Genomic DNA, 21,779 nt, shown 5'->3' with positions numbered 1-21,779 from the left:
CCTCGTCACCGGCGCCGGTCGTCACGGGTGCGGGTGCGGAAGAAGTCGCCGAGTTCCAGGTCCCCTTCCAGGAACCTGCCGACGACGAAGCCGATGGCGCCCAGTGCCGCCACCAGCACGAAGGCCCCGAACCCGCCGAAGTATCCGGCGAAGCCCAGCGCCATGCCGGCGATCATGCCGACCACGGCCATGCTCAAGGTGCGCTCCCTTCGGCAGTCCTCACTGCCACCTCACTGGATCCGGGGCTCCGGCTCCTCTTCCTCTTCTTCGGGCAGTTTCACGTCGCTCACCGCGATGTTGACCTCGACGACCTCCAGTCCTGTCATCCGCTCCACGGCCGCGATCACGTTCTCGCGCACGTCCCGCGAGACCTCGGTGATCGACACGCCGTAGTCGACGACGATCTCCAGGTCGAGAGCGGTCTGCACCTCGCCGACCTCGGCCTTGACCCCGCGCGTCACGGACTTCGCCCCGCCGGGCACGCGGTCCCGTACGGCGCCGAAGGTGCGGCTCAGGCCGCTGCCCATCGCGTGCACGCCGACGACGTCCCGTGTCGCCAGGCCTGCGATCTTCTCCACGACTCCGTCGGCGATGGTGGTCCGCCCGCGGGTCGCCGGGTCCCCGCCGCCACGCCTGGCGGAGACCTTGCGGGTCTGCAGCGGGTCGGCGCCGCTGTCAGGGGTCTGCGTCCGGTTCTGCTCCGTTGTCTCGGTCTCGGTCATCGCCGTACGTCCTTACGTCCGGTTCTGTCGTCCCCTCGACCACCGTAAGCGCGGTTGCCCGACAGCGCGCCAGGAATGCGGCAGGCTGGAGGAATGACGGACGGGTGGACGAGTGCGGTGCGGCACCAGCTGGGACTCGGAAGACTGCTCCCCCTGGGTGGGCCGCGCGACGGGGCGTGGATCGCGGAGGACGCGGCCCGCACGGTGCTGCGCCGGGCGGTGGGCGGCGTGGCGGGCGTGCGGTTGGGCGCGCTGCGGATCGCGGCGGTGGACCCGACGGGGTTGTACGAGCCCGCCGTACCGCCCCCGCCGAGCGCGCTGCCGCCCGGACCGCTGCGGGTGACCGCGGAGTTCGCCGCCTCCTCGACCGAGCCGCTGCCGGCGCAGGCCGCCCGCCTGCGCACGGCCCTGGCGGCGGCCGCGACGGAACGTCTCGGCCTGGTGGTGGCGGAGGTGGACCTGCGGGTGACGGCCCTGCTGGACGAGGCCCCGGGTCCGGAGGCGGTACGGCCCGCTCCCGAGCCGTCGCCCGTCGGCAGGACCCAGCACGGCGACGAGGCACGGGCGACCGCCGCCACCCTGTCCGTGGCAGGGGTGACCCGGATGGCCGACGTCCTCGGCCGGGCGGTACGCGTCGAGGAGCTGCCGCACGCGACCGCCCTGCCGCACCGCCACGCGCGCGTGGAGATCGCGGTGAGCGCGAACCACCAGGTCCTGGAAGTGGCCCGGGAGGTGCGCGGGGCGGTGGCGCGGGCCCTACGGGATCACCCGACGGTGACCGTCGTGGTCACGGCGGTGGAGTGACGGACGCCCGTCGCGGCGCCGCTCATTCGCCCAGGCCGGCCATGTCCCGCAGACGGCGGGACTGGGCGGCGCGCTCGGCAGCGCGCTGTTCGTCGTAGGTGCGTTCGCCGGCGCCGCGCAGCAGGGCCTTGGTCTCGATGACGGCCTCGCGGGGGGCGGCCAGGATCGCCGCGGCCAGCTCACGGGTCGCCGTGTCGAGGTCCCCGGCGGGCACGGCGAGGTTGGCGAGGCCGGAGCTCACCGCTTCGTCGGCGTGCACGAACCGGCCCGTCAGGCAGATCTCGGCCGCGCGGCCGTAGCCGACGAGCGAGACGAGGGGATGCGTGCCCGTCAGGTCAGGTACCAGGCCCAGGCTGGTCTCCCGCATGGCGAACTGCACGTCGTCGGCGACGACGCGCAGGTCACACGCGAGGGCCAGCTGGAAGCCCGCGCCGATGGCGTGGCCCTGGACGGCGGCGATGGACACGAGGTCGTTGCGTCGCCACCAGGTGAAGCCCTCCTGGAACCCGGCGATGGCGGCGTCGAGTTCGGTGTCGCCGCTGCGCGCGAGATCGATGAAGGACCGCTCGCCCTCGATCCCCTCGGGCGTGAACATCTGCCGGTCGAGCCCCGCGGAGAAGGACTTGCCCTCGCCGCGCAGCACGACCACGCGGACGGAGCCCGGCACCAGTCGCCCGGCCTCGGCGAGCGCCCGCCACATCGCGGGGCTCTGCGCATTGCGCTTGGCCGGATTGACCAGCGTCACCGTGGCGAGCGCGTCGTCGACGGTGAGCCGTACGCCGTCCTTGTCGAGCAGGGGAACGAGTTCCTGGTCGGGCGTGGCCATGGGGCGCCTCCGATGAGTGCGGTCAGCTAGCGGTCAGCTAAGTGACTGCACAGTAACCACCCGGCCGATCGAAGGACCGACCGGGTGGCCACCATCGAAGCCGGTGGGCCGCCCGGGGTCAGGACGAGGCGGCCTTCTTGCCTCGTGTCGCCCCGCCACGCCCACGGAGCGTGACGCCCGACTCGCTGAGCATCCGGTGCACGAAGCCATACGAGCGGCCGGTCTCCTCGGCCAGCGCCCGGATGCTCGCACCGGAGTCGTACTTCTTCTTCAGGTCTGCCGCGAGCTTGTCGCGCGCGGCGCCGGTCACCCGGCTGCCCTTCTTCAGAGTCTCGGCCACCCGTGCCTCCTCATGGGAAGTGCGCTCTGGTCTCCTCATGATCACCCCTCCGAGGCGCGATGGCCACCCATTCGGCAAGGTCCGTGGGTGAGGGTTTTGACGACAGGAGCGCGTCCCCACAAGTGGAATCCGTTATTCCACCCGATGGCGTTCGTGGGGCCGAACGGGTTGTTGCGCGAAGCAGCAGGTCAGGGACGCGCGACGGCCGACCCCTTGTCGACAAAGGGATCGGCCGCGAAATCCGTGTAGGACACACCTCGATACGAGGAGATCTCACACAGATGATGGATCACCGGTAGGCCGAATGATCCAGAGGAATGATCCAGAGGCTCATCGGGTTCCGTGGATCACGCTCTCGATCAGGCCAGAGCGACCAGATCCGCGTAGTCGGAGCCCCACAGGTCCTCGACGCCGTCGGGCAGCAGGATGATCCGCTCGGGCTGCAGCGCCTCCACGGCGCCCTCGTCGTGCGTGACGAGGACGACCGCGCCCTTGTAGGTACGCAGCGCGCCGAGGATCTCCTCGCGGCTGGCCGGGTCGAGGTTGTTGGTGGGCTCGTCGAGCAGCAGCACGTTGGCCGAGGAGACCACGAGGGTGGCCAGGGCCAGCCGGGTCTTCTCGCCGCCGGACAGGACACCGGCCGGCTTGTCGACGTCGTCACCGGAGAACAGGAACGAGCCCAGCACCTTGCGGACCTCGACGAGGTCCAGGTCGGGGGCCGCGGAGCGCATGTTCTGAAGGACCGAGCGCTCGGGGTCGAGGGTCTCGTGCTCCTGGGCGTAGTAGCCGAGCTTGAGTCCGTGCCCGGGGACGACCTCGCCGGTGTCGGGCGTCTCCACCCCGCCCAGCAGCCGCAGCAGGGTCGTCTTGCCGGCGCCGTTGAGGCCGAGGATGACGACCCGGGAGCCCTTGTCGATGGCCAGGTCGACGTCGGTGAAGATCTCCAGCGAGCCGTACGACTTCGACAGGCCCTCGGCCATCAGCGGGGTCTTGCCGCAGGGCGCGGGCTCCGGGAAACGGAGCTTGGCGACCTTGTCGGAGACACGGACCGCCTCCAGGCCGGCGAGCAGCCGGTCGGCGCGCTTGGCCATGTTCTGCGCGGCGACCGTCTTGGTGGCCTTGGCGCGCATCTTGTCGGCCTGCGAGTGCAGCGCCTGGGCTTTCTTCTCGGCGTTCTGCCGCTCGCGCTTGCGGCGCTTCTCGTCGGCCTCGCGCTGCTGCTGGTACAGCTTCCAGCCCATGTTGTAGACGTCGATCTGGGAGCGGTTGGCGTCCAGGTAGAACACCTTGTTGACGACCGTCTCGACCAGGTCGACGTCGTGGCTGATGACGATGAAGCCGCCGCGGTAGGTCTTGAGGTAGTCCCGCAGCCAGACGATCGAGTCGGCGTCGAGGTGGTTCGTCGGCTCGTCGAGCAGCAGGGTGTCCGCGTCGGAGAACAGGATGCGGGCCAGTTCGACACGGCGACGCTGACCGCCGGAGAGCGTGTGCAGGGGCTGGCCGAGCACCCGGTCGGGCAGGTTGAGCGCGGCGGCGATGGTCGCGGCCTCGGCCTCGGCGGCGTACCCGCCCTTGGTGAGGAACTCCGTCTCCTGGCGCTCGTACTGGCGCATCGCCTTGTCACGGGTGGCGCCGGAGCCATTGGCGATCCGCTGTTCGTTCTCGCGCATCTTGCGGATCAGCGTGTCCAGGCCGCGCGCGGAGAGGATGCGGTCGCGGGCGAGGACGTCGAGGTCGCCGGTGCGGGGGTCCTGCGGGAGGTAGCCGACCTCGCCGGAGCGGGTGACCTGGCCGCCGGCCGGGATGCCCTCACCGGCCAGGACCTTGGTCAGCGTGGTCTTGCCGGCGCCGTTGCGCCCGACCAGGCCGATGCGGTCGCCCTTGGCTACGCGGAAGGAGGCGTTCTCGATGAGGATGCGGGCACCGGCGCGCAGCTCGATGCCGGAGGCGGAGATCACGGACAGACTCCAGTGCGGGGTCGTTGGCGGGATGGGCGGCTGAGGACGTTCCCGCCGTCTAATGCGCGAGGAGAATGGCCATGGGGCCAGTCTAACGGGATCGTGCAAGCACTTTTTCTGCGTTCGGGTGTTCGATCCGTGCCCGGACCCTCGCCGAGGGCCGTTGTCAGTGGTCGCTGCGAGACTTGACCGCGCATGGCATCTCCGGCAGAGATCACAAGGGAGTGATCGGTATGGCAGGCACGAACAGCGGGCGCCCGAGCATCTGTCCGACGGTGTTGTACGCCGACGCGAAGGCCGCGATCCGCCAGCTCACGGAAGCCCTGGGGTTCACGGAGCTGTCCGTGTACGAGGGGGAGGACGGCACGGTGATGCACGCCGAGCTGGTGCAGGGCAACGGCGCGGTGATGCTCGGCTCGAAGGGCCGCGGCGGCGTCTTCGACACGGCGATGAAGGGCGCGGGCCCGGCGGGGGTGTACGTCGTGGTGGACGACGTGGACGCACACCACCGGCGGGCCGTGGAGCACGGTGCGGAGATCCTGATGCCCCCGACGGACCAGGACTACGGCTCCCGGGACTACCTGGCCCGGGACATCGAGGGCAACCTCTGGAGCTTCGGCACGTACGCGCCCGAGATACAGGGCTGAGAGGCGCTTCGGGACCGGGCCCGGGGCCGGGGGCTCAGCTGCCCCCGGTGTGCACCTGGAAGGCGGCCCGGCGGACGGCCTTGGCCAGCGCCGGGTCGGGGTGCGCGGCGGCGAGCGCCACCAGCACCTGCACGGTGCGCGGGTGTCCCACGGCCCGCACCTCGGTCAGCAGAGCGGGCACGGTCGGCTGCAGCGCGGACTCCAGGTGGCGTACGAGCATCGGCGCCTCGCCGTGGTCGGCGACCGCCGCGGCGGTGTCGACCCACAGCCAGGTGGCCTCCTCCCGGGTGAGCACCTCGTGGGCGTCCTCCGGGTCGATTCCGTCGTGCTCGGCGAGCCACAGCAGCGCGTACGGCCGCAGCGCCGACTCGTCGACGACCGCGCGGACGTCGGGCTCTGCGGGGGCGCCGACGACGCGCAGCGCCTCGAAGGCGAGGCCGCGCAGCAGGGCGTCGTCCCCGCGGGCGGCGAGCAGCAGCTCGGTGACGGCGCTGCCGACGGTCCGGGCGGCGAGCCAGGCGCGGTACTCGGCGCGGGCCGCGTTCGGGCGGAGCTGGGCGCAGCCGCGGAGCATGCCCTCGGCCGACTGCTCGATGTTCCCGGCCGGGCTCTGCGCGGCGACGCAGATCTGCTCCAGCTTGACCCAGACCGCCCAGCTGCCCAGCGGGGTGAGCGTGGCCTGTCCGGCGCCGTAGGTGAGGGCGCCGACGGAGGCGAGGGCGTGCAGGGCCCAGTCGAGGAGCGGGGCGAGTTCGGCGTCCTGCGCGGGCTCCGCCGGGTCGGCCTCGGCGGAGGGGACCGGAGCGAGGGGCGTCGCGGGTTCGGAGCCGGCGCCGTAGGGGACCTCGCAGCGCTCGGTGCGCAGTTCGGTGACGCGCTGGCGCAGCAGGTCCAGGAGCTGCTCCACGGGGACGGGCCCGGCGGACAGCTGGAGGAAGGAGAGCACCTGCGGCATGGCCGAGACGACCTCGGCGACGGCGGCGGCCTCCTGCTCCTCGGGTTCCGGGGAGGCGAGCGACCAGGCGTCGAACAGGGCGACCCAGCCGCGCAGGACGGCGCTGTCGTCGCGGTCCCAGGCGCGCAGCCGCCAGCCGGGGCGGGCGCTGTCGCCGTGCACCTCGACGAGGCCGGCGAGGCGGGCGGTGTCCCAGTCGGCGCGGATCCGGTCCGTGGTCAGTCCCAGATCGCTGGCCGCCCGTTCGGCGGTCACGTCGGAGAGGGTGGCCTTGCCGTCGGTGGTCGCGGCGTCTCGGCCGGGTCCGAGGGCGTTGTCGGCCCAGCGGGCGACGCGGGCCGCGGCGGCCAGTCCGGAGCGCGCCATTCTGGCCAGCTCCGCGGGGGCCGGGGTGCCCTCCGGCGGGCGGGGTGCAGGGCGGCGCGGGCGCCGCTCGTTCACAGCTGAGGGGGCGGCGGCCAGGGGTCGCGGGCGGACGAGTCGAAGCCTGGAGTCGCGCGGGATACGGGACGTCACGGGTGCAGTCTTCCGGTTGACGGTCCGAAAACCCAAACGGAATGTCACGGCGGGCTACGGGACTGGCCAACGCACGGGGTCCCGCGAAGGGTGGGGAGACGTGTTCAGGCCAGTGGTACGGGCTTAAACGGAACGGTCGCGACCGGTCCGGGCGGCTCTGCCACGGGCTCACATGAGGGGGGTGAGGAAGCGGCGCAGGGCCTCCTCGTAGGCGGCGGGGGCGACATTCCACATGGCGCCGTGCGAGGCCTGCGGGACGGTGTGCAGGGCCACGAGGTCGGGCCGGCGCGCGGCGAGGCGGCGGGAGGCGACCCAGGGGGCGACGGTGTCGTCGGGACCGTGCACGATCAGGGTCGGGACCGTCAGCCGGGCCGGGTCGGCGGCCGCGTCGCCGTCGTCGCCGGGGCCGCCGCGCAGTCCGGTGCGGCCCTCGGCGGCGCGGACGGCGAGCGGCAGCAGCGGGCCGGGGGTGTGCCGGGCGGCGGCGAGGGCGCGCAGGGTCGTCCGCCAGTCCAGGACCGGTGAGTCCAGCACGAGCCCCGAGACGAGGTCGCGCAGCCCCGAGTCGGCGGCGGCGCGCAGGGCCATGGTGGCGCCGGTGGACCAGCCGAGCAGGACGACGCGTTCGGCGCCGTAGCGCACGGCGTACCGCATCGCCGCGTCCAGGTCGCGCCACTCGGTCGCGCCGAGGTGATTCAGCCCGTCCGGGGAGCGGGGTGCGCCGAGGTCGCCGCGGTAGGCGAGGGCGAGCACGGGGAAGCGGCGGCGGTGCAGGAAACCCATGACGTTCAGGGCGTGTTCCCGGGTGGTGCCCAGGCCGTGCACGGCGATCACCCAGGTGCGCCGGGCGCCGGGGACGAACCAGGCGGGCAGGCTGCCCAGTTCGCCGGGGACGTCGATGTCGGCGTGGTCGAGGCCGAGGGCGCTGCCGGGGTCGCCGACGTACAGATTCGGGGTGAGCCAGACCGCGTCGCCGGGGTTCAGCGTGCCGTGGGTGACGCGTTCCAGGCGGCGTACGACGGTGTCGGCGGAGTGCGCGGCGGTGGGCAGGACGGCGCCGACGACCGCGTGGGAGCCGTTGCCGGAGAGCCCGTGGGTGCCGGGGCGCAGGGCGGCCAGGTCGCGGGTGAGGGTGATCTGGCCGGCGGCCGTGCGGTGCACCGTGAGCCGGGGTTCGGTGGGCAGGGGCCGGCCGGGCGGCGCCTTCAGCGCGGCGTCGCTGGCGAACCGGCCGACGGCAACACTGGCGGCGCCGGCGGCCAGGGCTGCGGTGACGGCGGCGGCCGTCGCTTTGACAGTGCGCACCCGTCCAGTCTCCTGGCCATCGTCGCGACCGGCCAGTGGAGCTCACCCCCGACGGGACCAAGGCCGCTGCCCGTACGCCCGCAGCCGCTCCCCCGCCTCCGCGACCTGTTCCTCCGTCAGGAGGGTGGGACTGCGGCCGGGCAGCGAAGAGGCCGTCAGCCACAGCCGGCACATCCACTCCAGCTGGGCCGTGCGGTCGTAGGCCTGGTCGAGGGTGGCGCCGTAGGTGAGGGTGCCGTGGTTCTGCAGGAGGCAGCCGGTGCGGTCGGCGAGGGCCGCGAGCATGTTGTCGGCCAACGCCTCGGTGCCGTAGGTCGCATAGGGGGCGACCCGGACGGCGCCGCCGAGCGCGGCCGCCATGTAGTGGACGAGGGGAAGCTCGCCGACGAGGGTGGAGACGGCCGTGGCGTGCACGGCGTGGGTGTGGACGACCGCACCGGCGTCGGTGGTGTGGTAGACGGCGAGGTGCATGGGCAGTTCGCTCGTCGGGGCCAGGGCGCCGAGCACCTGCCGACCGGTGAGGTCGACGCCCGTCACATCGTCCGGGGTGAGCCGGTCGTAGGGCACGCCCGACGGGGTGACCAGCACGGTGTCGCCGACGCGCACGGAGACGTTGCCGGAGGTGCCGACGACCAGGCCGTCGCTCACCGTGCGGCGGGCCGTCGTCACGAGCGCCTCCCAGGCCCGCGCCTGGGCCGCACTCCACATACCGTCCCGCGCGTCCCGGGACCCCCGCCCGTCGCGCCGCTGCTCAGCCATGCCCCGATCCTGCCGGGTGACCAGAATCTCTTCAACGGCTGCGCGACCCGGCCGGAGCGGCTCGCGGGCGGCGAGTAGCCGTACGGACCGCACAGTCACCCCGACATCGGACACCCCGAAGCCCCCCTCAGTTCATCTTCCGTTCACTCAGGTTTCCTACGGTCAACCGACCGATGACTTCGAACGATTGCCTGGGTAAATGGAAAACTTCTCGCTGATCCTCGCGATTGTGGTGGTAACCGCACTCGCGTTTGATTTCACGAACGGTTTTCATGACACCGCCAACGCGATGGCCACGACCATCTCGACCGGTGCACTCAAGCCCAAGGTCGCGGTGGCCATGTCCGCCGCGCTCAACCTGGTGGGCGCTTTCCTCTCCGTGGAGGTCGCCAACACGATCTCCAAGGGTCTCGTCGACGAGACCGGCATCCGTCCCGAGGTCATCTTCGCCGCGTTGGTCGGCGCGATCCTCTGGAACCTGCTGACCTGGCTGGTGGGCCTGCCCTCCAGCTCCTCCCACGCCCTCATGGGCGGTCTGATCGGCGCCACCATCGCCTCGGCCGGCTTCGACGCGGTGCACGGCGACGCGCTGGTCACCAAGGTCCTCATCCCGGCGATCGCGGCGCCCATCGTCGCGGGCGTCGCCGCGATGCTCGCGACCCGCCTCTCCTACACCCTCGGCAAGAAGGCCGACGGCAAGGCCGCCGAGAAGGGCTACCGGGCCGGCCAGATCGCCTCGGCCGGCCTGGTCTCCCTCGCCCACGGCACCAACGACGCGCAGAAGACGATGGGCATCATCACCCTCGCCCTGGTCGCCGGCGGCGCCGTGGCCCCCGACTCCGACCCGCCGGTCTGGGTCATCCTCTCCGCGGGCCTGGCCATCGCGCTCGGCACCTACCTCGGCGGCTGGCGCATCATCCGCACCATGGGCAAGGGCCTGACCGACCTTCAGCCGCAGCAGGGCTTCGCCGCCCAGACCAGCGCGGCCACGGTCATCCTGGCCTCCTCCCACCTCGGCTTCTCCCTCTCCACCACCCACTCGGTCTCCGGCGCGGTGATGGGCGCGGGTCTGGGCCGCAAGGGCGGCGTGGTCCGCTGGTCGACGGCGACCCGCATGTTCGTGGCGTGGGGCCTGACGCTGCCGGCGGCGGCGCTGGTGGGCGCGCTGGCCGAGTCGGTCACGAACCTGGGCGACTGGGGCACGGCGGTCGTGGCCGTCTTCCTGGTGGCGTCCAGCGCGGCGATCTGGAAGATCTCGCGACGTGAGGTCGTCGACGCGTCCAACGTCAACGAGCCCGAGGAGTCCCCGGGCGTGATCACCACGGCGATCGCGGCGGTGACCCCGCCTCCGACGGGCACGGTGGCCGAGGACCTGACGGCCACGATCCCGTCCCCGGCGACCGCGCCCACCGAGCCGGCCGCTCCCCCGGCCGCGGCCGTCTGAGCCCACGCACCCGGTACGAAGGAAGAGAACCAGCATGAAGATCGACTGGGCAGCCCTGGGCTCCGTCTTCGGTGTCAGCCTCGCGGTCACCGTGGGCCTCGTCACCCTGTTCACCCTGGGCGTCATGGGCCTGTCCCGCCAGGAACGCGCCACCGCAGAGGGCGGCTCGGCCGCTCTCGCGGTGACGGGCGCGTACGCCTGCTTCGCGGCGTGCGCGGCGGCGGTGGCCTACGGGATCTCCCTGATCGTGGCCTGAGGCGTAGATCGTGGCCTGAGCCGTACAGGTTCCTCACCCGGCCCTGCCTGCGGTCGCCCACATCGGCGGCCGCAGGCAGGGCCGAGTCATGCTCCGCGCGCCGTGGGACCGGGCCGATGTGGGGTTCTGCACACTCTCCCCGCGCAGGTCAACAGCAAGTTGACGGCCCTTCCGGGCCCGTGGTGGACTGCCCGAGCCATGTACGGCGGCAGAAGAGGAAGCCGGTGCGAATCCGGCGCGGTCCCGCCACTGTCACCGGGGTAGTAAGCCCCGGGAGCCAGGAACTCTCGCCGCCGGTCTCGTCGAACCAGGGCGTGGACACCCTGAGTGAGGACATATCGCCATGCCCGCTTGGCCGTTGAGGCACAGCACCAGGTCGCTGCCCGACCCCACGGCCGGCTGAGCCCGTGCATGCCGCTCGCGTTCACGCGTACGGCGCCGCCGCCGGCCTCCTCGGTGACCTGCTCCTCGGCGATCCCCGCCGGGGGCATCCGGTGGCCGTGTTCGGCCGGGCGGCCGCAGCCGTGGAACGGGTGCTCTGGCGCGACCACCGCGGCTGGGGGGCCGTCCACACCGTCGTCTGCGCCGGTGGGGTCGTGACCCTGGGAGCCGTCGCCCGCAAGGCCGTACGTCCCTCTTCGGCCGCTTCTCTCGGCCTCACCGCCGCCGCCACCTGGGCCGTCGTCGGCGGGACCTCTCTCGTCCGGGAGGCCCGCGCCATCGGGCGGGCCCTCGAAGCGGGGGACGTCGAGGCCGCCCGGGAACGGCTGCCGCATCTGTGCGGGCGGGATCCGCAGGCGCTGGACGCGGACGGGATAGCCCGGGCCGTCGTGGAGTCCGTCGCCGAGAACACCTCCGACGCCGTCGTGGGGGCGCTCGTGTGGGGGGCCGTCGGCGGGGTGCCGGGGCTGCTCGGGTTCCGGGCCGTCAACACCCTCGACGCCATGGTCGGGCACAGGTCGGCCCGGTATCGGCGGTTCGGGTGGGCCTCCGCGCGGCTCGACGACCTCGCCGGGTGGCCGGGGGCGCGGCTGACCGCCGTACTGGCCGCCGTCGCGGGGGATGATCCGCGGGCCGCGCTGCGGGCCTGGCGGGCGGACGCCGGCCGGCATCCCAGCCCCAACGCCGGGCCCGTCGAGGCCTCCTTCGCGGGCGCGCTCGGCGTGCGGCTGGGCGGGACGCTGTCGTACGGCGGCCGGATCGAGCACCGGCCGGTGCTGAACGGGGCGGCCGGGCGGCCCGTCGTCGCCCCCGACATCGAACGCGCCGCACGGCTCTCGCGCCGCGTCGGCCTGCTGGCGCTCGGCGTCACCGTCGCCGCGCGCGCCATCGTCACGACAGGGAAGGGGCGGACGACATGAGCGGGGGACTCCTCGTCGCGGGCACCACCTCCGACGCCGGCAAGAGCGTCGTCACGGCCGGGATCTGCCGGTGGCTGGTGCGGCAGGGCGTCAAGGTCGCGCCGTTCAAGGCGCAGAACATGTCCCTCAACTCGTTCGTGACGCGCGAGGGCGCCGAGATCGGGCGGGCGCAGGCCATGCAGGCGCAGGCGTGCCGGGTCGAGCCGACCGCCCTGATGAATCCCGTGCTGCTCAAGCCCGGCGGCGAGCAGAGCAGTCAGGTGGTGCTGCTGGGGAAGCCGGTGGGCGAGCTCAGTGCCCGTGGGTACCACGGGGGCCGGCAGCGGGAACTCCTGGGAACCGTTCTCGACTGTCTCGCCGAGTTGCGGGGCACGTATGACGCGGTGATCTGTGAGGGGGCCGGCTCTCCTGCCGAGATCAATCTTCGGCGGACCGACATCGTGAACATGGGGATCGCCCGCAACGCCGGGCTCCCGGTCCTCGTCGTCGGCGACATCGACCGGGGCGGGGTCTTCGCCTCCTTCTTCGGGACCGTCGCGCTGCTCTCCCCCGAGGACCAGAAACTCGTTTCCGGGTTTCTCGTCAACAAGTTCCGCGGGGACGTCTCCCTGCTGGAGCCGGGCCTCGACATGCTGCACGGGCTCACCGGGCGGCGGACGTACGGCGTGCTGCCGTTCCGGCACGGCCTCGGGATCGACGAGGAGGACGGGCTCCGGGTCTCGCTGCGCGGGACGATCCGGGAGTCGAACACCGCCCCGCCCGTCGGACAGGATGTGCTGCGGGTCGCCGTCTGCGCGATCCCGCTGATGTCGAACTTCACGGACGTGGACGCGCTGGCCGCCGAACCGGGCGTCGTCGTGCGGTTCGTGGACCGGCCCGAGGAACTGGCCGATGCCGACCTGGTCGTCGTCCCGGGGACGCGGGGGACCGTGCGCGCCCTTCAGTGGCTGCGCGAGCGCGGCCTCGCCGACGCCCTGCGGCGGCGGGCCGCCGAGCAGCGGCCCGTCCTCGGCATCTGCGGGGGCTTCCAGATCCTCGGCGAGCGCATCGAGGACGACGTCGAGAGCCGGCGCGGGCAGGTCGACGGGCTCGGCGTCCTGCCGGTGCGGGTGCGGTTCGCCCGCGAGAAGACCCTCACCCGGCCCGTCGGTCAAGCCCTCGGCGAGCCGGTCGAGGGGTACGAGATCCATCACGGGGTCGCCGACGTCACGGGCGGTGAGCCGTTCATCTCCGATGGCGAAGGACACAGCCTCGACGGCTGCCGGGTCGGCCAGACCTGGGGCACGCACTGGCACGGCTCGCTGGAGTCGGACGGGTTCCGGCGGGCGTTCCTGCGCGAGGTGGCGGCCGCCGCGGGCCGGCGTTTCGTGCCCGCCGCCGACACCTCGTTCGCCGGGCTGCGCGAGGAGCAGCTCGACCGGCTCGGCGACCTGATCGAACAGCACGCGGACACCGACGCGCTCTGGCGGCTCATCGAGTCGGGCGCGCCGCAAGGACTGCCATTCATTCCACCGGGAGCGCCCGCATGAGCACAGTGTTGTTGTTGTCGACCGCCGACACCGATCTGCTGGCGGCCCGATCCGCTTCCGGCGCCGACTACCGGATCGGCAACCCGACCCGCGTGGATGTGACGCGGGAGCTGCCCGGTCTGCTGGACGGCGCCGACCTCGCCGTCGTCCGGCTGCTCGGCGGGAAGCGGGCCTGGGAGGACGGGCTCGCCGCGCTGAAGGCGTCAGGTGTGCCGACCGTGCTGCTGGGCGGCGAGACCGTGCCGGACGCCGAGCTGATGGCCGAGTCGTCGGTGCCGGCCGGCGTGGTGGCCGAGGCCCTCAAGTACCTCGTCGAGGGCGGGCCCGCCAACCTCACCGAACTCGCCCGGTTCCTCTCCGACACCGTGCTGCTGACCGGCGAGGGGTTCCTGGAGCCGCAGAAGATGCCCGAGTACGGCGTCCACGGCGAGCGGGCGTCCGTCGAGGGGCGGCCGACCGTCGGCGTGCTCTTCTACCGGGCCCACCAGCTGAGCGGCAACACCGCGTTCGTGGACACCCTGTGCGACGCGATCGAGGCCCGCGGCGCCAACGCCCTTGCCGTGTACTGCGGTTCGCTGCGCGGGGCGGACGCCGGGCTGTACGAGATCCTGGGGCGGACCGACACGCTCGTCGCCACCGTCCTCGCCGCCGGCGGCACGCACGCCTCGCAGGCCTCGGCGGGCGGGGACGAGGAGGCCTGGGACATCGGGGCGCTCGCCGACCTCGACGTGCCGGTCCTGCAAGGGCTTTGCCTGACGTCGTCGAAGAGCACGTGGGACGGGTCCGACGCCGCCCTGTCCCCCATGGACGCGGCGATGCAGGTCGCCATCCCGGAGTTCGACGGGCGGATCATCACCGTCCCCTTCTCCTTCAAGGAGCAGGGCCCCGACGACGTCCCGGTGTACGTCGCCGACCCCGAGCGGGCCGCACGCGTCGCCGGAATCGCCGTACGGCACGCCCGGTTGAAGCACAAGGCGAACACCGAGAAGAAGCTGGCGCTGGTCTTCACCGCCTACCCGACGAAGCACTCGCGCGTCGGTAACGCGGTCGGTCTGGACACGCCCGCTTCGGCGGTGAAGGTGCTCGACGCGCTGCGGGACGCCGGGTACGTCGTCGAGGGGCATCCGGACAACGGAGACGAGCTGATCCACCGGCTGATCAACGCCGGTGGCCATGACGTGGAGTGGCTCACCGAGGAGCAGCTGGCCGCCGCGCCCGCGCGCGTGCCGCTCGCGGACTACCGGGCGTGGTTCGACAAGCTCGACCCGGAGCTGCGGGACGGGATGCTGGAGGCGTGGGGCGAGCCGCCGGGCTCGCTGTACGTCGACGGCGACGACATCGTGCTCGCCTCCCTGCAGTTCGGGAACGTCGTCGTGATGATCCAGCCGCCGCGCGGCTTCGGCGAGAACCCGATCGCGATCTACCACGACCCCGACATGCCGCCGTCGCACCACTACATGGCCGCGTACCGGTGGCTGGAGAACAGTTTCGGCGCGGACGCGATCGTGCACATGGGCAAGCACGGCACGATGGAGTGGCTGCCAGGCAAGGGGCTCGGGCTGAGCGGCGGGTGCGCGCCGGACGCCGTCCTCGGCGAACTGCCGCTGATCTACCCCTTCATCGTCAACGACCCCGGCGAGGGCACGCAGGCCAAGCGGCGCGGACACGCGACCGTAGTCGACCATCTCGTCCCGCCGATGGCGCGCGCCGACACCTACGGCGACCTGGCCAAGCTGGAGCAGCTCCTCGACGAGTACGCGCTGGTCTGCGACCTGGACCCGACGAAGGCGCCGGCGGTGCGCGCGCAGATCTGGACGCTGGTGAAGGCGGCCGAGCTGCACCACGACCTGCACGTCGACGACCAGCCGGACGACGACGCGTTCGACGAGTTCGTCATGCACGTCGACGGCTATCTGTGCGAGATCAAGGATGTGCAGATCCGCGACGGTCTGCACATCCTCGGCGGCGGGCCGGTCGGCGAGGCGCGCGTGAATCTCGTGCTCGCCGTGCTGCGCGCCTCGCAGGTGTGGGGCGGACAGGCGAACGCGCTGCCGGGGCTGAGGGCGTCGTTCGCGGCCCATTTCGGGCTCAGCGAGAAGGAGTTGCTGGCCGAGCCGGGCGCACCCGTGAAGGCGCCGGTCGAGCTGACGGACCTCGTCGAGGGTCCGTCGCGTTCGGCCGCCGACGCCATCGACCTGCTGGAGCAGCTGTGCCGACGGGTCGCGGAGGGCATGGAGGAGCGCGGATGGGCGGTCGCCGAGAGCCGCGCCCTGGTGCGTGCGGTGCTGGGCACCGAACTCCCGGACGCCGTCGCGGTGTTGGAGTTCGCGTGTACCGAGGTCGTGCCCCGGCTGGAGAAGACCACCGACGAGATCGGCCACATCCTCAAGGCACTCGACGGCGGTTACGTCCCCGCCGGTCCGTCCGGTTCGCCGACGCGCGGACTGGTCAACGTCCTGCCGACCGGCCGCAACTTCTACTCGGTCGACCCCAAGGCCATTCCGTCCCGGTTGAGTTGGGAGGTCGGGCAGGCCCTGGCGGACTCGCTCGTGCAGCGCTACCTCCAGGACACCGGTGAATACCCGAAGTCCGTCGGCCTGACGGTCTGGGGCACGTCCGCGATGCGCACCCAGGGCGACGACATCGCCGAGATCCTGGCGCTGCTGGGCTGCCGTCCGGTGTGGGACGACGCCTCGCGCCGCGTGACCGGGTTCGAGGTGGTCCCGCTGGAGGAGCTGGGCCGGCCGCGCATCGACGTGACCGTCCGCATCTCCGGGTTCTTCCGGGACGCGTTCCCGCACGTGGTCGGGCTGATCGACGACGCGGTGCGGGCGGTGGCGGAGCTGGCGGAGCCCGCCGAGTCCAACTTCGTGCGCGCCCACGTCGACGAGGACGCCGCCGAGCACGGCGACCGGCGGCGGGCGAGCGCCCGGATCTTCGGCTCCAAGCCGGGGGCGTACGGGGCGGGGCTGCTGCCGCTGATCGACGCCCGCAACTGGCGCTCCGACGCGGACCTCGCCGAGGTGTACGCCGTCTGGGGCGGCTACGCCTACGGGCGGGGACTCGACGGGCGGGCGGCGCGCGGCGACATGGAGACGGCGTTCAAGCGGATCGCCGTCGCCGCGAAGAACGTCGACACCCGCGAGCACGACCTCGTCGACGCCGACGACTACTTCCAGTACCACGGCGGCATGGTCGCCATGGTGCGGCACCTGACCGGCGCCAACCCCGAGGCGTACGTGGGCGATTCGGCCGTCCCGGACCAGGTGCGGACGCGGACGCTGGGCGAGGAGACGCACCGGGTGTTCCGCGCCCGGGTGGTCAACCCTCGCTGGATGGCGGCCATGCGGCGGCACGGCTACAAGGGCGCCTTCGAGATGGCGGCGACCGTCGACTACCTCTTCGGCTACGACGCCACGGCGGGCGTCGTCGACGACTGGATGTACGAGAAGCTCAGCGCGGAGTACGTCTTCGACGCGGAGAACCGGGACTTCATGAAGAAGTCCAACCCGTGGGCGCTGCGCGGGATCACCGAGCGGCTCCTGGAGGCCGCCGACCGCGGGCTGTGGGCCGAGCCGGACGCCGACACGATCGAGCGGCTGCGCGCCACCTATCTGGAGCTCGAAGGCGACTTGGAGGGCGACGAGAAGTGAGTACTCCTTTCCCGTTCACGGCCGTCGTCGGCCAGGACGACCTGCGGCTCGCGCTGCTGCTGAACGCCGTGTCGCCGGCGGTGGGCGGTGTGCTGGTCCGGGGTGAGAAGGGCACCGCCAAGTCGACCGCGGTGCGGGCGCTTTCGGCGCTGCTGCCCGAGCTGGACGTCGTCTCCGGCTGCCGGTTCTCCTGCGACCCCGGCTCCCCCGACCCGGCCTGCCCGGACGGGCCGCACGAGCCGGGGGCGTTCGCGACCCGGCCCGCGCGGATGGTCGAGCTGCCGGTGGGCGCCTCCGAGGACCGGCTCGTCGGCGCGCTGGACATCGAGCGGGCGCTCGCCGAGGGCGTCAAGGCCTTCGAGCCGGGGCTCCTCGCCGACGCGCACCGCGGCATCCTCTACGTGGACGAGGTCAACCTCCTCCACGACCACCTCGTCGACCTGCTGCTGGACGCGGCGGCGATGGGCGCCTCGTACGTGGAGCGCGAGGGCGTGTCCGTGCGGCACGCCTCGAAGTTCCTGCTCGTCGGGACGATGAACCCCGAAGAGGGCGAACTGCGGCCGCAGTTGCTCGACCGGTTCGGGCTGACGGTGGAGGTGGCCGCCTCGCGCGAGCCCGACCAGCGGGTGGAGGTCGTGCGGCGGCGGCTCGCCTACGACGACGATCCGCAGGGGTTCGCCGCGCGGTGGGCGGACGAGGAGTCCGCCGTACGCGGCCGGATCGTGGCGGCGCGTGCGCTGTTGCCGTCGGTGCGGCTGGGCGACGGGGCGCTGCGGCAGATCGCGGCCACCTGCGCGGCCTTCGAGGTGGACGGCATGCGGGCCGACATCGTCATGGCGCGCACCGCCACGGCGCTGGCCGCCTGGGCGGGGCGGACGGACGTGCTCGCGGAGGACGTACGCCAGGCGGCGCTGCTCGCGCTGCCGCACCGCCGGCGCCGTAATCCCTTTGACGCGCCCGGACTCGACGAGGACAAGCTCGACGAGACGCTGGAGGAGTTCTCCGGAGAGAACGAGAACGAGGGCGACGAGGATCCCGATCCGGACGGGCCCGGCGGGGGCGGCGGGCAGCCGCCGTCCGAGGGGCCGCAGGCCGACGGTGGCTCCGGTGCGCGGCCCGAGGCCGGCGAGGACGGGGAGCCGCAGGCCTCCGGCGCCGGGGAGCAGTCCCCCGCACGGGCCGCCGAGCCGTTCCGTACGAAGGTGCTGAGCGTGCCCGGGATCGGCGAGGGCGCCGCTGGACGGCGTTCGCGGGCACGGACCGAGCACGGACGGACGACGGGTGCGCGGCGGCCTCAAGGGGCCCTGACCAAGCTGCACCTGGCGGCGACCGTGCAGGCCGCCGCGCCGCATCAGCGGGCGCGGGGGCGCTCCGGGCGGGGGCTCGTGGTGCGGCGTGACGATCTGCGGCAGGCGACCCGGGAGGGGCGTGAGGGCAACCTCGTGCTGTTCGTGGTCGACGCCTCGGGGTCCATGGCCGCCCGGCAGCGGATGAGTGCGGTGAAGGGCGCCGTGCTGTCGCTGCTGCTGGACGCCTACCAGCGGCGGGACAAGGTGGGGCTCGTGACGTTCCGGGGGGCGGCGGCCGAGGTGGCGTTGCCGCCGACGTCGTCCGTGGATGCGGCTGCCGTCCGGCTGGAGTCGCTGCCCACCGGTGGGCGGACTCCGCTCGCCGCCGGGCTGCTCAAGGCGCACGACGTGCTGCGGGTGGAGCGGCTGCGGGATCCGGCGCGGCGCGCCCTGGTCGTCGTGGTGACGGACGGACGGGCCACCGGTGGGCCCGAGCCCGTGGCGCTGGCCGGACGGGCGGCTCGGTTGTTCGCGGCCGAGGGCGTCGCCTCCGTGGTCGTGGACTGCGAGCTGGGGCCGGTGCGGCTGGGGCTGGCCGGGCAGCTCGCGGGTGAACTCGGCGGTACGGCGGTGACATTGGACGAGCTACGGGCGGACAGCATTGCTGGGCTGGTGAAGGACGTACAGAGGAGGGCCGCGTAATGCCGCAGGGACAGCCGAGTGTGGTGCCGGACGACGGTCTGACGACTCGTCAGCGGCGGAACCGGCCGTTGGTCGTCGTGCACACGGGGATCGGGAAGGGGAAGTCGACCGCCGCGTTCGGGCTCGCGCTGCGCGCCTGGAACCAGGGGTGGCCGATCGGGGTGTTCCAGTTCGTCAAGTCCGCGAAGTGGAAGGTCGGCGAGGAGAACGCACTGCGGGTGCTGGGGGCCAGCGGTGAGGGCGGGACCGTCGACTGGCACAAGATGGGCGAGGGATGGTCCTGGGTCCAGCGGGATCTTCAGGGGGACAACCTCAGCAACGAGGAGAAGGCGCGCGAGGGCTGGGAGCAGGTCAAGCGGGACCTCGCCGCCGAGACGTACCGGCTGTACGTGCTCGACGAGTTCGCGTACCCCATGCACTGGGGGTGGGTCGACACCGATGAGGTGATCGAGGTGCTGCGCGACCGTCCCGGCACCCAGCATGTCGTGATCACCGGGCGGAACGCGCCCGAGAAGCTGGTCGGCTTCGCCGATCTCGTCACCGACATGTCCAAGGTCAAGCACCCGATGGACGCGGGGCAGAAGGGGCAGAAGGGCATCGAGTGGTGAGTGCCGTACCCCGGTTGGTCATCGCCGCGCCCTCCTCGGGCAGCGGCAAGACCACCGTTGCCACGGGGCTGATGGCCGCGTTCGCCGCGCGGGGGCTCGCCGTGTCCGCGCACAAGGTCGGGCCGGACTACATCGACCCCGGGTACCACTCGCTCGCCACCGGGCGGGTGGGGCGCAACCTCGACGCGTATCTGTGCGGGCCGGAGTTGGTCGGGCCGCTGTTCGCGCACGGTGCGCGCGGCTGCGATCTGGCGATCGTCGAGGGCGTGATGGGGATGTACGACGGGGCCGCGGGGGAGGGCGAACTGGCGTCCACCGCGCAGGTGGCGAAGTTGCTGCGGGCGCCGGTGGTGCTGGTGGTGGACGCCTCGTCGCAGTCACGGTCGGTGGCGGCGTTGGTGCACGGGTTCGCTTCCTGGGATCCGCAGGTGCGGGTCGGGGGCGTGATCCTCAACAAGGTCGCCTCGGATCGGCACGAGGAGTTGTTGCGGGAGGCGCTGGAGTCGGCCGGGGTGCCCGTGCTGGGCGTCCTGCGGCGGACGCCGCAGGTGGACACGCCTTCCCGGCATCTCGGGCTGGTTCCCGTCGCCGAACGGCAGGCCGCGGCGGTCGACTCCGTCAGGGCGATGGCGGAGCAGGTCTCCGGCGGATGTGACCTCGCCGCTCTGGAAGCGCTGGCCCGTACTGCCGGCGCCGTCCCAGGGGACTCCGCCCCCTGGACCCCCGTCTCGCCCACCCACGATCACCCGACTCGGTCGGGCAAGAAGCTCACGCCCGTGGTCGCCGTTGCCGGTGGGTCCGCGTTCACCTTCTCCTACGCCGAGCACACCGAACTGCTCGCCGCCGCCGGGGCCGACGTGGTCGCCTTCGACCCGTTGCGGGACGAGTCCCTCCCGGAGGGGACCGCCGGGCTGGTCATCGGGGGCGGTTTCCCCGAGGTGTACGCCGCCGAGCTGTCCGCCAACGAGCGGCTGCGCAAGGAGGTCGCCGCCCTCGCGGAGCGAGGTGCGCCGGTCGCCGCCGAGTGCGCCGGGCTGCTGTACCTGTGCCGGGAGCTGGACGGGCAGCCCATGTGCGGCGTGCTCGACGCCACCGCCCGGATGTCCGACCGGCTCACCCTCGGCTACCGGGACGCCGTCGCGGTGAGCGACAGTGTGCTGGCGCCGGCCGGGACGCGAATGCGGGGGCACGAGTTCCATCGCACGGTCGTGGAGCCGGGGTCGGGGGCGGTCCCCGCGTGGGGTGTGCGGACCCCCGAGCGGCGCGTCGAAGGCTTCGTACAACAAGGTGTGCACGCGAGTTATCTGCACACGCACTGGGCGTCCGAGCCCGGTGTGGCCCGTCGGTTCGTGGAGAGGTGCCGGACGTCATGAGCAGCAAGCTGGTCGGAGTCGGGGTGGGTCCCGGGGATCCGGAGCTGGTGACCGTCAAGGGCGTCAACGCGCTCCGGGCCGCCGAGGTCGTCGTCGTGCCCGTGATGGACAGCGGTGAGCGGGGGCGGGCCGAAGCCACCGTGCTGCACTACGTGCCCGAGGACAAGGTCGTACGGGTCGTGTTCGCGTTGAACGAGCGGACCGACCGGGCGCGGCGGGAGGCCGCCTGGGACGCCGCCGGGGAGCGGGTCGCCGCGCTGCTGCGGGAGCACGGCGGGGTCGCCTTCGCGACCATCGGCGATCCCAACGTGTACTCCACCTTCACCTACCTCGCGCAGACCGTCGCGGAGCTGGTGCCGGGGACCCGGGTCGAGACCGTGCCGGGCATCACCGCGATGCAGGATCTCGCCGCCCGGTCGGGGGCGGTGCTGACCGAGGGCACCGAACCCCTGACCCTGGTGCCGGTGACCGCCGGTTCCGCCGTGCTGAAGGACGCGCTCGCCGGGCCCGGGACGGTCGTCGCGTACAAGTTCGGGCGGCAGGCCGCCGAGGTCGCCGAGGCGCTCAGGGAGACCGGGCGGATCGGGGACGCCGTGTGGGGGTCGGCGCTCGGGCTGGCGGAGGAGTCCATCCGGCCCGCCGCCGAGCTGGACGGCGAGCCGCTGCCCTACCTGTCGACGCTCATCGCTCCCGCGCGACGCGAGAACGGCCGGGGCGGCAAGCTGTGAGACC

At 72.8% G+C, this 21,779-nt stretch carries 19 protein-coding genes and 1 riboswitch; of the genes, 11 read left to right on the top strand and 8 right to left on the bottom strand.

The features are described 5' to 3' along the window. Positions 1–5: 5 nt before the first annotated feature. Entirely contained in the window at positions 6–197 is a 192-nt protein-coding gene (locus ACIBTS_RS19275; protein WP_334583591.1) for a hypothetical protein, read from the bottom strand. A 33-nt stretch (positions 198–230) separates the two neighbouring features. Beyond that, a complete protein-coding gene (locus ACIBTS_RS19270) occupies positions 231–722 on the bottom strand; it encodes an Asp23/Gls24 family envelope stress response protein (protein WP_399320739.1) in 492 nt (163 codons plus the stop codon). A 93-nt stretch (positions 723–815) separates the two neighbouring features. On the opposite strand from ACIBTS_RS19270, the gene ACIBTS_RS19265 reads away from it, so the two are divergent. Next, a complete protein-coding gene (locus ACIBTS_RS19265; RefSeq protein WP_399320738.1) occupies positions 816–1,526 on the top strand; it encodes a nucleopolyhedrovirus P10 family protein in 711 nt (236 codons plus the stop codon). A gap of 22 nt (positions 1,527–1,548) precedes the next feature. On the opposite strand, the gene ACIBTS_RS19260 is transcribed toward ACIBTS_RS19265, so the two are convergent. The 3 genes from ACIBTS_RS19260 to ACIBTS_RS19250 form a co-directional block, all read right to left on the bottom strand. Next, complete coding sequence (locus ACIBTS_RS19260; RefSeq protein WP_399320736.1) at positions 1,549–2,352, bottom strand: enoyl-CoA hydratase/isomerase family protein; 804 nt, start codon at positions 2,350–2,352, stop codon at positions 1,549–1,551. A 118-nt stretch (positions 2,353–2,470) separates the two neighbouring features. Next, entirely contained in the window at positions 2,471–2,692 is a 222-nt protein-coding gene (locus ACIBTS_RS19255) for a helix-turn-helix domain-containing protein (RefSeq protein WP_004002281.1), read from the bottom strand. Between the two features lie 359 nt (positions 2,693–3,051). After that, the gene (locus ACIBTS_RS19250; protein ID WP_399320734.1) at positions 3,052–4,650 is read right to left on the bottom strand and encodes an ABC-F family ATP-binding cassette domain-containing protein; all 1,599 of its coding nucleotides are present in this window, start codon (positions 4,648–4,650) and stop codon (positions 3,052–3,054) included. A 233-nt stretch (positions 4,651–4,883) separates the two neighbouring features. On the opposite strand from ACIBTS_RS19250, the gene ACIBTS_RS19245 reads away from it, so the two are divergent. Next, positions 4,884–5,297: a VOC family protein gene (locus ACIBTS_RS19245; protein WP_319675770.1), complete on the top strand. Its 414-nt coding sequence runs from the start codon at positions 4,884–4,886 to the stop codon at positions 5,295–5,297. A gap of 34 nt (positions 5,298–5,331) precedes the next feature. On the opposite strand, the gene ACIBTS_RS19240 is transcribed toward ACIBTS_RS19245, so the two are convergent. From ACIBTS_RS19240 to ACIBTS_RS19230, 3 genes are all read right to left on the bottom strand, one after another. After that, positions 5,332–6,768, bottom strand: coding sequence for a hypothetical protein (locus ACIBTS_RS19240; RefSeq protein ID WP_399320732.1), 1,437 nt, complete (start codon positions 6,766–6,768; stop codon positions 5,332–5,334). Between the two features lie 168 nt (positions 6,769–6,936). Further along, positions 6,937–8,073: an alpha/beta hydrolase gene (locus ACIBTS_RS19235; RefSeq protein ID WP_399320731.1), complete on the bottom strand. Its 1,137-nt coding sequence runs from the start codon at positions 8,071–8,073 to the stop codon at positions 6,937–6,939. Between the two features lie 42 nt (positions 8,074–8,115). Continuing rightward, on the bottom strand, positions 8,116–8,832 hold the full coding sequence (locus ACIBTS_RS19230; protein ID WP_399320729.1) for a class II aldolase/adducin family protein: 717 nt from the start codon (positions 8,830–8,832) through the stop codon (positions 8,116–8,118). 199 nt (positions 8,833–9,031) lie between these two features. On the opposite strand from ACIBTS_RS19230, the gene ACIBTS_RS19225 reads away from it, so the two are divergent. The 9 genes from ACIBTS_RS19225 (at position 9,032) to cobI (ending at position 21,775) form a co-directional block, all read left to right on the top strand. Beyond that, a complete protein-coding gene (locus tag ACIBTS_RS19225; protein WP_399320727.1) occupies positions 9,032–10,276 on the top strand; it encodes an anion permease in 1,245 nt (414 codons plus the stop codon). Positions 10,277–10,310: 34 nt separating this feature from the next. Beyond that, entirely contained in the window at positions 10,311–10,532 is a 222-nt protein-coding gene (locus ACIBTS_RS19220; protein ID WP_319674114.1) for a hypothetical protein, read from the top strand. Positions 10,533–10,698: 166 nt separating this feature from the next. After that, a riboswitch (cobalamin riboswitch) is annotated at positions 10,699–10,842 on the top strand. A 97-nt stretch (positions 10,843–10,939) separates the two neighbouring features. Continuing rightward, entirely contained in the window at positions 10,940–11,893 is a 954-nt protein-coding gene (locus tag ACIBTS_RS19215; RefSeq protein ID WP_399320725.1) for a cobalamin biosynthesis protein, read from the top strand. After that, a complete protein-coding gene (locus tag ACIBTS_RS19210; protein WP_399320724.1) occupies positions 11,890–13,422 on the top strand; it encodes a cobyric acid synthase in 1,533 nt (510 codons plus the stop codon). The genes ACIBTS_RS19215 and ACIBTS_RS19210 overlap by 4 nt, the downstream gene beginning before the upstream one ends. Further along, a complete protein-coding gene (gene cobN, locus ACIBTS_RS19205; protein WP_399320722.1) occupies positions 13,419–17,075 on the top strand; it encodes a cobaltochelatase subunit CobN in 3,657 nt (1,218 codons plus the stop codon). The genes ACIBTS_RS19210 and cobN overlap by 4 nt, the downstream gene beginning before the upstream one ends. Continuing rightward, positions 17,072–19,066 (top strand): putative cobaltochelatase, encoded by a 1,995-nt coding sequence (locus ACIBTS_RS19200; protein ID WP_399320720.1) that lies wholly within the window; start codon positions 17,072–17,074, stop codon positions 19,064–19,066. The genes cobN and ACIBTS_RS19200 overlap by 4 nt, the downstream gene beginning before the upstream one ends. Then, on the top strand, positions 19,066–19,674 hold the full coding sequence (gene cobO, locus ACIBTS_RS19195) for a cob(I)yrinic acid a,c-diamide adenosyltransferase (RefSeq protein WP_079663152.1): 609 nt from the start codon (positions 19,066–19,068) through the stop codon (positions 19,672–19,674). The genes ACIBTS_RS19200 and cobO overlap by 1 nt, the downstream gene beginning before the upstream one ends. Then, complete coding sequence (locus ACIBTS_RS19190; protein ID WP_399320719.1) at positions 19,668–21,047, top strand: cobyrinate a,c-diamide synthase; 1,380 nt, start codon at positions 19,668–19,670, stop codon at positions 21,045–21,047. The genes cobO and ACIBTS_RS19190 overlap by 7 nt, the downstream gene beginning before the upstream one ends. After that, complete coding sequence (gene cobI / locus ACIBTS_RS19185) at positions 21,044–21,775, top strand: precorrin-2 C(20)-methyltransferase (RefSeq protein ID WP_319674107.1); 732 nt, start codon at positions 21,044–21,046, stop codon at positions 21,773–21,775. Before ACIBTS_RS19190 ends, cobI begins: the two co-directional genes overlap by 4 nt. Positions 21,776–21,779 lie beyond the last annotated feature (4 nt).

This window comes from Streptomyces sp. NPDC050121, assembly GCF_044460385.1.
GTDB lineage: Bacteria > Actinomycetota > Actinomycetes > Streptomycetales > Streptomycetaceae > Streptomyces > Streptomyces soliscabiei.
The sequence above is the reverse complement of the archived record's forward strand: the minus strand, read 5'-3'. Positions and strand labels throughout refer to the sequence as shown.